The 16,207-nt window shown below is 66.6% G+C and carries 20 protein-coding genes; all 20 read left to right on the forward strand.

Going from position 1 to position 16,207, the window contains the following annotated elements:
* Positions 1-135 precede the first annotated feature (135 nt).
* The 20 genes from AC07OZ_RS11220 to ppk2 all read left to right on the forward strand — a co-directional run bounded on the left by AC07OZ_RS11220 (position 136) and on the right by ppk2 (position 16,146).
* On the forward strand, positions 136-975 hold the full coding sequence (locus AC07OZ_RS11220; protein WP_495467208.1) for a PhzF family phenazine biosynthesis protein: 840 nt from the start codon (positions 136-138) through the stop codon (positions 973-975).
* Between the two features lie 10 nt (positions 976-985).
* Complete coding sequence (locus AC07OZ_RS11225) at positions 986-1,615, forward strand: VOC family protein (RefSeq protein WP_495467209.1); 630 nt, start codon at positions 986-988, stop codon at positions 1,613-1,615.
* A 49-nt stretch (positions 1,616-1,664) separates the two neighbouring features.
* A complete protein-coding gene (locus tag AC07OZ_RS11230) occupies positions 1,665-2,408 on the forward strand; it encodes an alanyl-tRNA editing protein (RefSeq protein WP_495467210.1) in 744 nt (247 codons plus the stop codon).
* Complete coding sequence (locus AC07OZ_RS11235; protein ID WP_495467211.1) at positions 2,405-3,061, forward strand: glutathione S-transferase C-terminal domain-containing protein; 657 nt, start codon at positions 2,405-2,407, stop codon at positions 3,059-3,061. Before AC07OZ_RS11230 ends, AC07OZ_RS11235 begins: the two co-directional genes overlap by 4 nt.
* 127 nt (positions 3,062-3,188) lie before the next feature.
* The gene (locus tag AC07OZ_RS11240) at positions 3,189-3,611 is read left to right on the forward strand and encodes a GNAT family N-acetyltransferase (RefSeq protein ID WP_495467212.1); all 423 of its coding nucleotides are present in this window, start codon (positions 3,189-3,191) and stop codon (positions 3,609-3,611) included.
* 95 nt (positions 3,612-3,706) lie between these two features.
* Positions 3,707-4,651 (forward strand): SMP-30/gluconolactonase/LRE family protein, encoded by a 945-nt coding sequence (locus tag AC07OZ_RS11245; protein ID WP_495467213.1) that lies wholly within the window; start codon positions 3,707-3,709, stop codon positions 4,649-4,651.
* 415 nt (positions 4,652-5,066) lie between these two features.
* Positions 5,067-5,429 carry an ATP synthase subunit I gene (locus tag AC07OZ_RS11250; RefSeq protein WP_495467214.1) on the forward strand — a complete coding sequence of 121 codons (363 nt, stop codon included), beginning with the start codon at positions 5,067-5,069 and terminating at the stop codon, positions 5,427-5,429.
* A 16-nt stretch (positions 5,430-5,445) separates the two neighbouring features.
* Positions 5,446-6,324, forward strand: coding sequence for a F0F1 ATP synthase subunit A (gene atpB, locus AC07OZ_RS11255; protein ID WP_495467215.1), 879 nt, complete (start codon positions 5,446-5,448; stop codon positions 6,322-6,324).
* Positions 6,325-6,404: 80 nt separating this feature from the next.
* Positions 6,405-6,674, forward strand: a complete 270-nt coding sequence (atpE, locus tag AC07OZ_RS11260; protein WP_067066400.1) for a F0F1 ATP synthase subunit C — start codon at positions 6,405-6,407, stop codon at positions 6,672-6,674.
* Between the two features lie 38 nt (positions 6,675-6,712).
* A complete protein-coding gene (locus AC07OZ_RS11265) occupies positions 6,713-7,183 on the forward strand; it encodes a F0F1 ATP synthase subunit B (protein WP_495467216.1) in 471 nt (156 codons plus the stop codon).
* A gap of 2 nt (positions 7,184-7,185) precedes the next feature.
* On the forward strand, positions 7,186-7,719 hold the full coding sequence (locus AC07OZ_RS11270; protein WP_495467217.1) for a F0F1 ATP synthase subunit delta: 534 nt from the start codon (positions 7,186-7,188) through the stop codon (positions 7,717-7,719).
* A gap of 91 nt (positions 7,720-7,810) precedes the next feature.
* The gene (gene atpA / locus AC07OZ_RS11275) at positions 7,811-9,364 is read left to right on the forward strand and encodes a F0F1 ATP synthase subunit alpha (protein ID WP_495467218.1); all 1,554 of its coding nucleotides are present in this window, start codon (positions 7,811-7,813) and stop codon (positions 9,362-9,364) included.
* Between the two features lie 58 nt (positions 9,365-9,422).
* Positions 9,423-10,298 carry a F0F1 ATP synthase subunit gamma gene (atpG, locus tag AC07OZ_RS11280; protein WP_297530792.1) on the forward strand — a complete coding sequence of 292 codons (876 nt, stop codon included), beginning with the start codon at positions 9,423-9,425 and terminating at the stop codon, positions 10,296-10,298.
* Positions 10,299-10,346: 48 nt separating this feature from the next.
* Positions 10,347-11,759, forward strand: a complete 1,413-nt coding sequence (gene atpD / locus AC07OZ_RS11285) for a F0F1 ATP synthase subunit beta (protein ID WP_495467219.1) — start codon at positions 10,347-10,349, stop codon at positions 11,757-11,759.
* 81 nt (positions 11,760-11,840) lie between these two features.
* Positions 11,841-12,257, forward strand: a complete 417-nt coding sequence (locus AC07OZ_RS11290) for a F0F1 ATP synthase subunit epsilon (protein WP_088405913.1) — start codon at positions 11,841-11,843, stop codon at positions 12,255-12,257.
* Positions 12,258-12,467: 210 nt separating this feature from the next.
* Complete coding sequence (locus AC07OZ_RS11295) at positions 12,468-13,157, forward strand: CsgG/HfaB family protein (RefSeq protein ID WP_495467220.1); 690 nt, start codon at positions 12,468-12,470, stop codon at positions 13,155-13,157.
* A 14-nt stretch (positions 13,158-13,171) separates the two neighbouring features.
* Entirely contained in the window at positions 13,172-13,588 is a 417-nt protein-coding gene (locus tag AC07OZ_RS11300; protein WP_495467221.1) for a DUF4810 domain-containing protein, read from the forward strand.
* A 20-nt stretch (positions 13,589-13,608) separates the two neighbouring features.
* Complete coding sequence (locus tag AC07OZ_RS11305; protein ID WP_495467222.1) at positions 13,609-14,256, forward strand: DUF799 domain-containing protein; 648 nt, start codon at positions 13,609-13,611, stop codon at positions 14,254-14,256.
* 93 nt (positions 14,257-14,349) lie between these two features.
* Positions 14,350-15,195: a D-hexose-6-phosphate mutarotase gene (locus AC07OZ_RS11310; protein WP_495467223.1), complete on the forward strand. Its 846-nt coding sequence runs from the start codon at positions 14,350-14,352 to the stop codon at positions 15,193-15,195.
* Between the two features lie 75 nt (positions 15,196-15,270).
* Positions 15,271-16,146, forward strand: coding sequence for a polyphosphate kinase 2 (gene ppk2, locus AC07OZ_RS11315; RefSeq protein ID WP_495467224.1), 876 nt, complete (start codon positions 15,271-15,273; stop codon positions 16,144-16,146).
* Positions 16,147-16,207 lie beyond the last annotated feature (61 nt).

Raw genomic sequence — 16,207 nt, forward strand, 5'->3', positions numbered from 1 at the left:
GGCGTCGTCAAAAGCGCCGACGCAGGCACCGACGCCGACCCCGCCCGGGGTCGGGGCTTGTCCCCTGTTCCCGTCACCCGTCACCGCCTCGTCAGGCGGGACGGATCGACTCGCCTTGTTTTTCCGAGGTTCCCCATGTCCGAACTCCGCCGCTTCGTTCAAGTCGATGTCTTCACCGCCGAGGCGCTGAAGGGCAACCCGCTGGCCGTCGTCATCGACGGCGCCGGTCTGGACGACGCCACGATGGCGAAGTTCGCCGAATGGACCAACCTCTCCGAAACGACCTTCCTGCTGCCGCCCACGCATCCCGATGCCGACTACCGCGTCCGCATCTTCACGCCGGGCGGCGAGCTGCCCTTCGCGGGGCATCCGACGCTGGGCTCCTGTCACGCCTGGCTGTCCAGCGGCGGGGATCCGAAGCGGCCCGGCGAGGTGGTCCAGGAATGCGCCATCGGCCTGGTGCGCATCCGCCGTGACGGCGCGCGGCTGGCCTTCGCCGCGCCGCCGCTGCTGCGCGAGGGGCCGGTCGAGCCGGCGCTGCGCGAACAGGTGGCACGCGCGCTGCGCGTCGCCGACGCGGACCTGCTCGACGTCGTCTGGGTGAACAACGGCCCCGACTGGATGGCGGCGCGCCTGGCGTCGGCCGAGGCGGTCCTGGCCATCGAACCGGACTACGTGTCCATGGGGCGACTCAAGCTGGGCGTCGTTGGCGCTTATCCTGCGGGCTCGCCGCTGCAGTTCGAGGTGCGGGCCTTCGTGCCCGGCCTCGGCCCTGCGGAAGACCCGGTGACAGGCAGCCTCAACGCGGGTCTGGCACTATGGCTGCAAGGCGCCGGTCTGGCGCCCGACCGCTATGTGGCCGCCCAGGGCGCCGCCCTCGGGCGTGCCGGCCGGGTGCATGTGGCGAAAGAGGGCGGACATTGCTGGATTGGCGGCGATGTCACGCCGTTGATCCACGGTCAGGTGAGGTTGTGAAGCCATGAGCATGGAAGTCGATCATCTCGTTGTCGCCGCGAACACCCTCGAGGAGGGCCGCGAATGGTGCGAGCGCGTCCTCGGCGTGTCTCCTCAACCCGGTGGGCGCCACGCGCTGATGGGCACGCACAACCTGCTGCTGAACATCAGCGGGCCGCCGACCTATCCGCGCTGCTACCTGGAAATCATCGCGATCGATCCGGAGGCCCCGGATCCCGGCCGGCCCCGCTGGTTCGACCTGGACCAACCGGCCGTGCGTGAGCGTCTGAAGGACGATGGTCCGTCGCTGCTGCATTGGGTCGCGCGGGTGCAGAGCCTGGACGCGACGTTGGCCACCTGGGCGGGCGAGGGCGTCGATGCCGGCGAGGCGGTCGAGGCGGCGAGAGGCGACCTGAGCTGGCGCATCGCGCTGCGCGAGGACGGCCGCCGCCTGCGCAAGGAAGGCCTGCCGGTGCCGATCGAATGGAAGGGCGACGCCCATCCGACCGACAAGCTGCCCGAGAGCGGGGTGCAGTTGCTCGGCTTCGAGGCCCGCGACGGCCTGCGTGCGCAGCTCTCGACGCCCAAGGGCCCGGTCGAGCTGGAGGCCATCGAGGGGACCTTGTCCGATGCGCCGACGCAGTCTGGCGACCTCGAATGAGGTCTTGCCGACGTCCCGACGAAGCGCCGCCAGTGACGACAAGGACCCGATGAGCACGCTGGATCTTTTCCGCGAGGATGCGCAATTGCGCGAGTGCGAGGCGACGCTCCTGCGCGCCGATGAGCGCGGCCTGCTGCTGGATCGCACGGTGTTCTATCCGCAAGGCGGCGGCCAGGCCGGTGACGCCGGCACGCTGACACTGGCGGGCGGGCGGGAACTGCTCATCGCCGACACCCGCAAGGGTGAAGGTGGCGAGATCCTGCACCTGCCCGCGCCTGAGCAGGACCTGACCGGACTCGACGCCGGCACGCCGGTCACCGCGCGTGTCGACTGGGCGCGCCGGCATGCCCACATGCGCTTCCACACCGCGACGCACCTGCTGTGCGCGCTGGTGCCGCATCCGGTCGACGGGTGCTCGATCACCGCGGGTTACGCGCGGCTGGATTTCCACATGACCGACCCGCTCGACAAGGACGCGCTGACGGCCGGCATCGCCCGGCTCGTCGCCGAGGCGCATCCGGTCGGCCACCGCTGGATCAGCGACGAGGAACTCGACGCGAATCCGACCCTGGTCCGCAGCATGAGCGTGCAACCGCCACGCGGCACCGGGCGAGTGCGCCTGCTGGAGATCGACGGCGTCGACCTGCAGCCCTGTGGGGGCACGCATGTCGGCAACACGTCGGAGATCGGCGCAGTGGTCGTCACGAAGATCGAGAAGAAGTCGGCCAAGACGCGCCGCGTGGTGCTGGGCTTCGCGCCCGTGGATTCGGCGGCGACCGCGGCATCGTCATGAGCGGACTTCGTGTGCTCGGACGCGCGGCGTCCATCAATGTCCGCAAGGTGCTGTGGACCGGCGTCGAACTGGGCCTGGACCTGACGCGCGAGGACGTCGACGTCAAGGCGGACGCGTTCCGCGCGCTCAACCCCAACGCGATGATGCCGGTGCTGCTCGACGATGCCGCTGCGACGCCGATGCCGGGCTCGGAGGACGGCCGGCCGTTCTCGATGTGGGAGAGCAACAGCATCTGCCGCTACCTCGCGCGGCGCGAGGGCCGTGTCGACCTGCTGCCTGACGGGCCGCGCGAGCGGGCGCTCGTCGAGATGTGGATGGACTGGCAGGGCGGCGAATTGAACAACAGCTGGCGCTATGCGTTCATGGCGACGGTGCGCAAGAGCGCGCAGCACCAGGATGCCGTGCTGATCGAAGCCGGCGTCGCGAACTGGAACCGGCACATGGCCATGCTCGACCGGCAGCTCGCGCGCTCGGGCGGGCCGTTCGTGCTCGGTGACACCTTCACGCTCGCGGACGTGGTGCTGGGCCTGTCGGCCCATCGCTGGCGCGCCGCGCCGATCGCGCATGCGGCTCTCCCGTCGGTCGAAGCCTGGTACCAGCGCCTGCTGACCCGACCTGGCTTCGCGATGCACGGTCCGGCAGCCGGCCCTTGATGGGCGCCTCTAGACGCCGCACTTGATCGCCGGAACGGCCTCGCTACACTCGCCCGCTGTGGACACCCCTGAGATACGCCTGATCTGCCCCGATTCGCCCCCGTTGTGGGAAGAAGCGCGCGCGATCATGCGCGAATACGCGCAGAGCCTGGACGTCGACCTCGACTTCCAGAACTTCGACCAGGAACTGGCCTCGCTCCCCGGCGAGTACGACGAGCCGCAAGGCACCCTCCTGCTCGCGCTGGTCGACGGCCAGATCGCCGGTTGCGGCGGGTTCCGGCCGATGACGGATTCCGACTACGCCAACGCCTGCGAGATGAAGCGCCTGTTCATCCGCCCCGCGTTCCGCCGCTTCGGCCTGGGCCGCACGATGGCGCAGGCGCTGATCGATCGCGCCGTCACGGCGGGCTACTCCAGCATGCTGCTCGACACGCTCGACGACATGGAGGCCGCGCGCGATCTGTACGAGAGCCTCGGCTTCGAGGAGATCCCGCCGTACTACTTCAATCCGATCGCCGGCGCGCATTACCTGAAGGTCGATCTGGGCTGATCCCGATCGGCCCCGGCTCGGTCGCGCGATCCGATCCTGGTCGATTCGTCGCGAGGGTGATCGGTTTCGCCGGGTTACCGGCATAGCATCGGGGCATGAGCCCACAGCCCCATGCCGCTTCGACGACGTCCTCGGACGACCTTTTCCGTCTCGAGCCCGCGTCGCTGACGCCGGCGCTGCTCGGCGAATCGCCGTTCTGGCATCCATTGGAGCAATGCCTCTATTACGTCGACATCCCGGGCAAGGCGTTGTTCCGGCTCGACAACGGCGCGGACGAACCGACCCGCTGGCCACTCAACGACGAGCCGGGTTGCGTCGTGCCGCTGACCGACGGCAAGCTGCTGATCCCGCAACGCAACGGGCTCTGGCGCTTCGACCCGGCGACCGGCGATTACGAGAAGCTGCTCGATCCGCCGTACGACGCCTCCAAGCGCCGCTTCAACGACGGCAAGGCCGATGCGAAGGGGCGCCTGTGGGTCGGCACCATCGACGACGCACGCCAGCCGGAATCGGCGCTGTATTGCCTGCGCGGCGGCCAGTTCGAACAGGTACAGGACGGCATCACCGTGTCCAACGGCCTCGCCTGGAGCCCCGACGGACGCACGATGTACTGGGCCGACACCAAGGCCCATGAGATTTACCGGTTGAGTTTCGATGCTGAAACCGGCACTGTCGGGCCACGCGAAGTTTTCGCCCGCTTCGAGAAGCGCGCGCCGGAACAGTCGCTGGAAAGCTACGGCGGCCGGCCGGATGGCGCCGCCGTCGACGTCGAGGGCGCCTATTGGATCGCCATGATGGAAGGGCAGCAGTTGCTGCGGCTCTCGCCGTCGGGCGACGTGCTGACACGTGTCGAGCTGCCGGTGCGCTGCGCGACGATGCCGACCTTCGGTGGTGCAGACCTGCGCACCCTTTTCGTCACCACTGCACGGGAAAAGCGCAGCGAGGCGGAGCTCGCCGCCCAGCCCTGGGCCGGGTGCGTATTGAAGATGCGGGTGCCGGTGCCTGGACTGCCAGTCCAGTTCGCGCATTGGCCCGGCTGAACCGGCCCGAAGGGGCCAGGTGTTGCGCGCGCACCGCGCGAGCGCGGGTGCTGGAAGTGATGGGAAAGCCGATGAACAGGGCTCGGGAGAGCCCTAGGCGGGGATCGCACAGGCTGTCAAGTCGGCGCGGATGGGCAGGCGCCACGGCCTGTTAAGGGTTCGTAAGGTCAGAACCCCTATAATCCCGTGGTTTTGCAGCTCGCCCCCTGACGCCGTGAATCCCGATCCAGCGCGCGCACCTTTGGTGTCGCCCGCAGCGCCCGCAGAGCCGCCCCGGCCCGTTCCGACGAACGACCGTGGCATCGCCAGCCAGGATCCTTGGGACGATGGAATCGAAGGAGATGCGGGTGGCGAACCGGCTTTCAAGCCCCTGACGCGAGAAGAAGCGCAGGACTTGCGAGCCCGGCTCCCGGTGATGTCGGTCTGGTCGTTGTTGACCTGGCAGGCGGCGGCGGGCGCCATCATGGTCGCGCTGTGGGGTCTGCTGTCCCTGCAAGCCGACAAAACCTGGTCGGCGCTGTTCGGTGCCGTCTCGGTCGTCGTGCCGAACGCGCTGATGGCGTGGGGCATGACGCGGCAATCAGCCAGGGACGCGGGCACGCCGATGCTCACGTTCGCGGTCTGGGAGCTGGTGAAGATCATTCTGGCGGTCGCCATCCTGGTGGCGGTCGCCGTGGGTTTCGCATCGTTGAGTTGGGCGGCAATGCTCTCGACCCTCGTCGTGACCCTGAAGGCAAATTGGCTGGCCCTGCTTCGGCGGGGTCGAATCAGAAAATAGAGACGGAAATACAACCATGGCAGCAGAAGGGCACGCGCCGACTTCGGGTGAATACATCACCCACCATTTGCAGCATTGGCAGAAGAATTTCGCCTTCGAGGACGTGAAGCAGACGGGCATCGTCGACTTCAGCGTCTTCAATTTCGATTCGCTGATCTATTCGACGGTGCTCGGCCTGTTCGCCGTGTTCCTTCTCTGGCGAGTCGCACGCAAGGCTCATGCCGGCGTGCCGGGCCGCTTCCAGGCGGCCATCGAGATGCTGGTCGAACTGGTGGACAACCAGGCCAAGTCGGTCATCCACAACGAGAAGAGCCGCCGCGTCATCGGACCGGTCGCCCTGACCGTGTTCGTGTGGATCTTCTTCATGAACGCCATGGACATGATCCCGGTCGACGCGCTGCCGTCGGCCTGGTCCTGGTACGTCGGCGCCACGGGTCACGACCCGCACCACGCCTACCAGCGCGTCGTCCCGACCGCCGACCTGTCGACCACGCTGAGCCTGTCGACCTTCGTCCTGGCGCTGGTGTTCTTCTACAGCATCAAGATCAAGGGCGTGGGCGGCTGGGGCCATGAGCTCATCGCCGCGCCGTTCGGCGACCACTGGGCGCTGTGGCCGTTCAACTTCCTCATGCAGGTCATCGAGTTCATCGCCAAGACGGTGTCCCATGGCATGCGACTGTTCGGCAACATGTTCGCCGGCGAACTCGTGTTCATGCTGATCGCCCTGATGGGTGGCGGCTGGGCCCTCACCGGAACCGGCATCGGCCTGGCCATCGGCCACGTCCTGGCGGGCACGGTGTGGACGCTGTTCCACATCCTTGTGATCACGCTGCAGGCCTTCATCTTCATGATGCTGACGCTGATCTACCTGGGCCAGGCGCACGACGCGCACTGATCCGGACGGACAGCCTCGTTCCCTCAGTTTCTCGATTCCTTTTCCCTTTCCCTTTTATCTAACTCTCTCAGGAGCAAAACATGGAAAACATCCTCGGTCTGGTCGCTCTGGCTTGCGGCATCATCGTTGGTCTGGGCGCGATCGGCGCTTCCATCGGCATCGCGCTGATGGGCGGCAAGTTCCTGGAATCGTCGGCCCGTCAACCCGAGCTGATGAACGAACTGCAAACCAAGATGTTCATCCTGGCCGGCCTGATCGACGCGGCCTTCCTGATCGGCGTCGCCATCGCCCTGCTGTTCGCGTTCGCCAACCCGTTCGCCGCTACGCTGCTCGCCACCGTCGCTCGCTGATCGAGCCCGAACCCTTTCACGACTGAAAGGATCGTGCCGTGAATATCAACGCTAGCCTCTTCATCCAGTGGATCCCGTTTGCGCTTCTCGTGTTCGTCACGATGAAGTTCATCTGGCCACCGATCGTGAAGGCACTGGACGAGCGCGCGGAGAAGATCCGTGCCGGCCTCACCGCCGCCGACCAGGCCAAGGCCGAGCTGGCCAACGCCAACAAGAAGGTCGACGAGCAACTGGCGCAGACCCGCAACGAAACCACGAAGCTGCTGTCCGACGCTGAGAAGCGCGGCGCCGCGATCGTGGACGAAGCGAAGAAGCGTGCGGACGACGAAGGCGCCAAGATCATCGCCGCTGCGAAGGCTGAAGCCGAGCAGCAGTCGGTGCGCGCCCGCGAGGCCCTGCGCGAGCAGGTCGCCGCGCTGGCCGTCAAGGGCGCCGAGCAGATCCTGCAGCGCGAGGTCAATGCCAGCGTGCACGCCGAATTGCTGAACCGTCTCAAGACGGAGCTGTAATCATGGCTGAACTCGCAACCATTGCCCGTCCCTACGCCGAAGCGCTGTTCCAGGTCGCGTCCTCCCAGGACCTCAAGACCTGGAACGAGCAGCTCGCCGCGCTGGCGCTCGTCGCCGGCGACAGCCAACTGCGCCAGTTCGCCGAAGACCCCAAGGTGACCACCGAGCAGGTGTTCCAGGTGGTGTCCGCGGCGAGCAAGCAGTCGCTGGTGCCCGGCGTTCAGAACTTCCTGCGCGAGGTGATCGCCAACGGCCGCCTGTCGGCGCTGCCGGCGATGGTCCAGCAGTTCCACGAACTGGCCAACGCCGCTTCCGGCGTGTCCGATGCGCACATCTACAGCGCGTTCCCGATCGAGCCGGCCCAGCTGGCCGACGTGGTCGCGTCGCTGGAGAAGCGCTTCGGCCGCAAGCTGCAAGCGCAGGTTGAGCTGGAGCCTGGCCTGATCGGCGGTATCCGTGTGGTGGTCGGCGACGAGGTGCTGGACACCTCGGTGAAGGCCCGTCTGGAACGCATGAAAGTGGCGCTGACTGCCTGAAGCCTCGGCTTCAGGCTTCGGCCCGACTGCCTGAGATCCCCCCGATTCACCCTGGTGTCCCGCTTCGGCGGGATGCCGCTGGGAGCAAGCAATGCAACTGAATCCTGCTGAAATTTCTGAACTGATCAAGAGCCGCATCGAAGGCCTTGGCGCGTCCACCGACGTGCGCAACCAGGGCACGGTCGTGTCCGTGTCCGACGGCATCGTGCGCGTGCACGGCCTGTCCGACGTGATGCAAGGCGAAATGCTGGAGTTCCCGGTCGCCCCGGACGGCACGCAGACCTTCGGTCTGGCGCTGAACCTGGAGCGCGACTCCGTCGGCGCCGTGATCCTGGGCGCCTACGAGCACATCTCCGAAGGCAACACCGTCAAGTGCACGGGCCGCATCCTGGAAGTGCCGGTCGGCCCCGAGCTGATCGGCCGCGTCGTGAACGCGCTGGGTCAGCCGATCGACGGCAAGGGCCCGATCAACGCCAAGATGACCGACGTCATCGAGAAGGTCGCCCCGGGCGTGATCGCCCGCAAGTCCGTCGACCAGCCGGTGCAGACCGGTCTGAAGTCGATCGACTCGATGGTGCCCGTCGGCCGTGGCCAGCGCGAGCTGATCATCGGCGACCGCCAGACCGGCAAGACCGCCGTGGCGATCGACGCGATCATCAACCAGAAGGGTCAGAACATGACCTGCGTGTACGTCGCGATCGGACAGAAGGCGTCCTCGATCAAGAACGTCGTGCGCGCCCTGGAAGCCGCTGGTGCGATGGAGTACACCATCGTCGTCGCCGCGTCCGCGTCCGAATCCGCTGCGATGCAGTACGTGTCGGCCTACTCCGGCTGCACGATGGGCGAGTACTTCCGCGACCGCGGTCAAGACGCGCTGATCGTGTACGACGACCTGTCCAAGCAGGCCGTCGCCTACCGTCAGGTCTCGCTGCTGCTGCGCCGTCCCCCGGGCCGCGAAGCCTTCCCCGGCGACGTGTTCTATCTCCACAGCCGTCTGCTGGAGCGCGCCGCCCGCGTGAACGCCGAGTACGTCGAGGCCTTCACCAAGGGTGAAGTCAAGGGCAAGACCGGCTCGCTGACCGCGCTGCCGATCATCGAGACGCAAGCCGGCGACGTGTCTGCCTTCGTCCCGACGAACGTCATCTCGATCACCGACGGCCAGATCTTCCTGGAAACCAACCTGTTCAACGCCGGCATCCGTCCCGCGATCAACGCCGGTATCTCGGTGTCGCGCGTCGGTGGCGCTGCCCAGACCAAGCTCATCAAGTCGCTGTCAGGCGGTATCCGTACCGACCTGGCCCAGTACCGAGAACTGGCTGCGTTCGCGCAGTTCGCTTCCGACCTGGACGCCGCGACCCGCAAGCAGCTGGACCGCGGTGCCCGCGTGACGGAACTGCTGAAGCAGGCGCAGTACAGCCCGCTGTCCATCAGCCTGATGGGCGCCTCGCTGTATGCCGCGAACAAGGGCTTCATGGACGACATCGACGTCAAGAAGGTCCTGCCGTTCGAGCACGGCCTGCACCAGTTCCTGAAGACCTCGCACGCCGCCCTGCTGACCAAGCTGGAAAACGACAAGGCGATGGACAAGGACGCGGAAGCTGAACTGAACGCCGCGATCACGTCGTTCAAGAAGTCCTTCGCCTAAGCAACCATGACCGGGTCTCGCTGAAGTCAGGCAAGACCCGGCCCTCACAGGAGAAATCATGGCAGCAGGCAAGGAAATTCGCGGCAAGATCAAGTCGGTCGAGAACACCAAGAAGATCACCAAGGCCATGGAAATGGTCGCCGCTTCGAAAATGCGCAAGGCGCAGGATCGGATGCGCGCGGCCCGTCCGTACGCGGAGAAGGTCGGCAACATCGCCGCCAATCTGTCGAAGGCCAACCCGGAGTACCGTCACCCGTTCATGGTGGCGAATCCGGACGCCAAGTCGGTGGGCTTCGTGGTGGTCACGACGGACAAGGGTCTGTGCGGCGGTCTGAACACCAACCTGCTTCGTGCGGCGACCGGCAAGCTCAAGGAAGTTGAGTCCGCGGGTCAGAAGTCCGAAGTGGTGGCGATCGGCAACAAGGGTCTCGGTTTCATGAACCGGATCGGCGCCAAGGTCGTCGCGCACGCGACTCAGCTCGGCGACAGCCCCCAGCTCGAGAAGCTGGTCGGCCCGGTCAAGACGCTGCTGGACGCGTATGCGGACGGCAAGCTGTCGGCGGTCTATCTCTGCTACACGCGCTTCGTCAACACGATGAAGCAGGAGCCGGTGGTGCAGCAGTTGCTGCCGCTGACGGCCGAGTCGCTGGAGACGGACGCCGCGGGTCACGCATGGGACTACCTGTACGAACCCGATGCCCCGACCGTGATCAACGAGCTGCTGGTGCGCTACACCGAAGCCCTGGTCTATCAGGCCGTGGCCGAGAACATGGCGTCCGAGCAATCGGCGCGCATGGTGGCCATGAAGGCCGCGACCGACAACGCCGGAACGCTGATCGGTGAGCTGAAGCTGGTCTACAACAAGACCCGCCAGGCCGCGATCACGAAGGAACTGTCGGAAATCGTCAGCGGCGCGGCCGCCATCAGCGGTTGATCTCGCGATCGATCGCAGGCAACAGATTTGAATTGAAGGAACGAAGAAATGGCTAACACTCAATCGGTGGGCAAGATCGTTCAGTGCATCGGCGCCGTGGTGGACGTGGAATTCCCGCGCGACCAGATGCCGAAGGTGTTCGACGCCCTCAAGATGGAAGGCACGACCCTGACGCTGGAAGTTCAGCAGCAGCTGGGCGACGGCGTGGTGCGCACCATCGCGCTGGGCTCGTCCGACGGCCTGCGCCGCGGCAGCGAGGTCTACAACACGGGCGACATGATCCAGGTCCCGGTCGGCCAGCCGACGCTGGGCCGCATCATGGACGTGCTGGGCAACCCGATCGACGAGCGCGGCGAAGTCTCGCGCGAGAAGACCGCCGCCATCCACCGCAAGGCCCCGGCCTACGACGAGCTGAGCCCGTCGCAGGAGCTGCTGGAAACCGGCATCAAGGTCATCGACCTGATCTGCCCGTTCGCCAAGGGCGGCAAGGTCGGTCTGTTCGGCGGCGCCGGCGTCGGCAAGACCGTCAACATGATGGAGCTGATCAACAACATCGCCAAGGCTCACTCGGGTCTGTCGGTGTTCGCGGGTGTCGGCGAGCGTACCCGTGAGGGCAACGACTTCTATCACGAGATGTCCGACGCGGGCGTCGTGAACCAGGAGGACCTGAGCAAGTCGAAGGTCGCGATGGTCTACGGCCAGATGAACGAGCCCCCGGGCAACCGTCTGCGCGTCGCGCTGACCGGCCTGACGATGGCCGAGTCCTTCCGCGACGAAGGCCGTGACGTGCTGTTCTTCGTGGACAACATCTACCGCTACACGCTGGCCGGCACGGAAGTGTCCGCGCTGCTGGGCCGCATGCCGTCCGCGGTGGGCTACCAGCCGACGCTGGCCGAGGAAATGGGCCGTCTGCAAGAGCGGATCACGTCGACCAAGGTCGGCTCGATCACCTCGATCCAGGCCGTGTACGTCCCCGCGGACGACCTGACCGACCCGTCGCCCGCCACGACCTTCGCCCACTTGGACGCCACCGTCGTGCTGTCGCGCGACATCGCGTCGCTGGGCATCTACCCGGCCGTGGACCCGCTGGACTCGACGTCGCGTCAGATCGACCCGAACGTCATCGGCGAAGAGCACTACAACGTGACGCGTTCGGTGCAGTCGGTGCTGCAGCGCTACAAGGAACTGCGCGACATCATCGCGATCCTGGGCATGGACGAGCTGTCGCCGGAAGACAAGCAGGCCGTGGCCCGCGCCCGCAAGATCCAGCGTTTCCTGTCGCAGCCGTTCCACGTCGCGGAAGTGTTCACCGGCGCGCCCGGCAAGTACGTCCCGCTGAAGGAAACCATCCGCGGCTTCAAGATGATCGTGAACGGCGAGTGTGATCACCTGCCCGAGCAGGCCTTCTACATGGTCGGCACGATTGATGAGGCTTTCGAGAAGGCGAAGAAGATCCAGTAAAGAGCTGTCGATGGCGCGTCGCGAGAGCGGCGCTCCATTGATCTCCGAACGGACTTCCCACCTTTCGATCAAGGAAACGCAATGGCAACCCTCCACGTGAACGTGGTCTCGGCGGAAGAGCAGATCTTCTCGGGCGAGGCGAAATTCGTGGCGCTGCCGGGCGAAGGCGGCGAGCTGGGCATCCTGCCCAAGCACACCCCGCTGATCACCCGCATCAAGCCTGGCGCCGTGCGCATCCAGCGTCCCAACGGCGATGAAGAGTTCGTCTTCGTCGCCGGCGGTTTGCTGGAAGTTCAGCCCGACGTCGTGACCGTGCTGGCCGACACCGCCATACGCGGCAAGGACCTCGACGAGGCCCGTGCCGAGGCCGCGAAGAAGGCCGCCGAGGACGCGATGAAGAACGCCAAGAGCGACATCGACTTCGCCAAGGCGCAAAGCGAGTTCGCCGCGATGGCCGCGCAGATCGCGGCCCTGCGGAAGTTCCGCGCCAAGCGCTGAGCCCACCCCATCAGTCCCTAGATCGCGCCGGTCGACCGGTGCGGCGAGGACATCACACTGCATCGGCAGGACTGCGAAAAACTCGCACTCCTGCCGATGTTCTTTTCGGCGTGGCCGATTCGCCTTTGTGCGATGACGCACACTGCGCACATCCGGTCCAAACCGGAGAGGCAGCCGGCACAGAGCCGGCATTTCTTTCAGGGAGTCCCCATGTCTTTCCTCGTCCTGGCGCGTCGCGCCTCGATCGCGCTCGCCGTGACCGCCTTGGTCGGCTGCGCCGCCACTGAACAGTCCCGCACCATCGAAGTCCCCCGCGCCACGACGCCGGCGCCGGCCCAGTACCAGGGTCAGCGCGCGCCGATCGCCGTGGGCAAGTTCGAGAACCGCTCCAGCTTCATGCGCGGCATGTTCGCCGACGCCATCGACCGTCTGGGCAACCAGTCGAAGTCGATCCTCGTCGCGCATCTGCAGCAGACCAACCGCTTCAGCGTGCTGGACCGCGACAATCTCGAGGAAGCGCAGCAGGAAGCCAAGTTCAAGAACAGCAACCTGGCCATCAAGGGCGCGGATTTCCTGGTGACCGGCTCGGTGACCGAATTCGGCCGCAAGGAAGTCGGCGACCAGGCGCTCTTCGGCGTGCTGGGCCGCGGCAAGAAGCAGATCGCCTACGCGAAGGTGACGTTGAACATCGTCAACAGCCAGACCTCTGAAGTCGTGTACTCCGCGCAGGGCGCCGGCGAGTACGAACTGTCGACCCGCGAGATCGTCGGCTTCGGCAGCACCGCCAGCTACGACGCGACGCTGAACGGCAAGGTCCTGGACCTCGCCATCAAGGAAGCCGTCAACACGATGGTCGCCGGCATCGACAGCGGCGCCTGGAAGCCGCAAGCCGCGCGCTGAACCGGAGCCCGATCATGAGCATCCGCATGACCCGCGCGCTCCGCGTGAGCGCCTTCGCGGCCGTTGCCGCCTTGCTGACCGCCTGCGGCACGCCGCAGAAGCCGCTGTACCAGTGGAGCGGTTACCAGACCAGCGTCTACCAGTACTTCAAGACCAACGGCGCCACGCCCGGCGACCAGATCACGCAGCTCGAATCGCAGCTGATCAAGAACAAGGCCGCGAACGAAGCGACGCCTCCGGGCTTGCACGGCCACCTGGCGCTGCTGTACGCGAAGGTCGGCAACGACGACGCCGCCCGAGCGCACCTGGAAGCCGAACGCGCGCTGTTCCCGGAATCCGCCGCCTACGTGGATTTCCTGCTGAAGAAGCCTGCCGAGAAGACCGCCGCCGCAGCGGCCGCCGCGCCCGCCAAGGCCGCGAGCGGCGTCTGAGCGTGCAGGAGAACGACACCATGACGAACCTGATGTCCCTGATCAAGCGCCTGGGCGCGGTGGCCGTGCTGGCCGCGCTGACCGCCTGCGCAGCGCCGCCCAAGCCCTACGACTACACCGCGTACAAGGCCGCCAAGCCGGCGTCCCTGCTGGTGCTGCCGCCGGTGAACGACACGCCGGACGTGAACGCCACCTACGGCGTGCTGTCCAACCTGTCGATGCCGCTGGCTGAAGCCGGCTACTACGTGCTGCCGGTGGCGCTGGTCGACGAGACCCTGCGCACCAACGGCGTCACGACGCCGTCCGACGCGCACAACATCGACCCCGCCAAGCTGCGCCAGATCTTCGGCGCCGACGCGGCGCTGTATGTCGGCGTGAAGCAGTACGGGTCGGTCTACAAGGTGCTGACGAGCGAAACCATCGTCGAGGTGCAGGCCAAGCTGGTCGACCTCCGCACCGGCGCGCTGCTGTGGGAAGGCCAGGCCCGCGCGTCGAGCGCCGAACAGCAGAACAACAACCAGGGCCTGCTCGGTGCGCTGATCAACCAGATCGTCAGCAACCTGACGGACCGCAGCTACGACATCGCGGGTCTGGCGGGCAACCGTCTGGTCTACGCCCCCAATGGCCTACTGCCGGGTCCCCGGGCGCGCCAGGTTGTGAAAAACTAAGGGCTTCGTCCCGAACCCCGACACCGGTCGGCCTCGATGGCCGGCTGGTCGACCACCCACCGGTTCGCGCCGGTGGGTTTTTTCTTTTCGAGCATGACCACTCCGATCGCCATCACCCGCCACCAGGGCCTGGAGGCCCTTGAACTCCGCGCCCCCGGCGGCGCCCGCGCGACGCTGCTGCTGCACGGTGCCCATCTGGTGTCGTGGGTGCCCGCCGGCGCCGACGAGCAACTGTTCCTGTCGCCCAAGAGCGCCTTCGCCACGGGCCAGGCCATCCGCGGCGGCGTGCCGGTGATCTTTCCGCAGTTCGCGACCCGGGGTCCGCTGCAGCGCCACGGTTTCGCGCGCGGCAAGCCCTGGCAACTGGTCAGCGCCGAGTCGGGCAAGGAGGACGCGCTCGCCGTCCTGCGCCTGACCGACGACAACGCGACGCGCATGGTCTGGCCACATGCCTTCGAGGCCGAGATCAGCATCCGCATCGCCGGCCGCGCGCTGCAGATCGAGCTCGCCTGCGAGAACAAGGGCGACGCGCCGCTGTCCTTCACGGCCGCGTTGCACACCTACCTGCGGCTGACGCAGATCATGTCGGCGTCGGTGCAGGGGCTGTCGGGTCTCGCGTACTGGGATTCCGCCGCCGAGCGTGCCGGCACCCAGCACGAAGACCTGCTGCGCCTGGATGGCGAGACGGACCGCATCTACCAGGATGCGAAGCACGACCTGACCCTGCGCGACGGCGATCGCCGCGTGGCGATCCGCCAGCAAGGCTTCACGGACGCGGTGATCTGGAATCCCGGCCAGGCCAAGGGCGACGCGCTGGCCGACATGCCCGAAGGCGGCTGGAAGCAGATGCTGTGCGTCGAGGCCGCGCAGGTGCTCAAGCCGATCGAACTGCCCCCGGGTGAGACCTGGGCGGGGATGCAGACGCTCGAGCTGCTCTGAACCCCCGCCGCCGCGATCGCCGCGTCGGCGGCGATGCGCGGTAAGCTGGTCCGTCCTTCACGGCACGGAGACAGCATGGCCGACAAGAAGTCCAAGAACGGTGGCAAGCGCGGCGACGACAAGCGCGGTGCCACGGCTGGCAACGGCGACAAGGCGGGTGACAAGGGCAGCGACAAGAACGGCAAGCTCTCGAAGTCGGACTACCTGGACCGCCTGCAGCCGATGCAGGTCGAACTCAACAACCTCGCACGCTGGCTGCAGCACACGCGCAAGCGGCTGCTGATCATCGTCGAGGGGCGCGATACCGCCGGCAAGGGCGGCGTCATCAGCGCGATCTCCGAGACGCTGAATCCCCGCCAGTGCCGCACCGTCGCGCTCGGCAAGCCCAGCGAGCGCGAGCAGGGCGAGTGGTACTTCCAACGCTACATGACGCACCTGCCGTCGGCCGGCGAGATCGTGCTCTTCGACCGGAGCTGGTACAACCGCGCCGGCGTCGAGGCGGTGATGGGTTTCTGCACGCCACAGCAGACGGAGGACTTCCTCAAGCAGACGCCGGTGCTGGAGCGGCTGCTCGTCGATGACGGCCTGCTGCTGTTCAAGTATTGGCTGACGGTCGATCAGCACCAGCAGGAAGAGCGCTTCGCCGAGCGCGCCGAGGATCCGCTGAAGCAGTGGAAGCTGTCGCCGATCGACCTCGAGGCGCGCCAGCATTACGAGGACTACGGGCGTGCCCGCGACCGCATGCTCGAACACACGCACACGAAGCAGGCGCCGTGGGCCTTGGTCGATTTCAACGATCAGCGGCGCGGCCGGCTGACGCTGATACGCCATCTGCTGGACCACCTGCCGGATGTGACCGTACCGGCGAAGGAATTGAAGTTCCCGGCAGTGAAGGGCGGTCTGAAGGAAGAGCGTTTCGACTGGAAGCTCAAGCCGATCAAGAGCCTCTGAAGTCGCAAGGCGCTTTGGCACTTCCACCGCCGCGGGCCCTCACCCCCGCCCTCTCCCGCAA

It is taken from the genome of Roseateles sp. GW821-FHT09G03 (assembly GCF_059416045.1).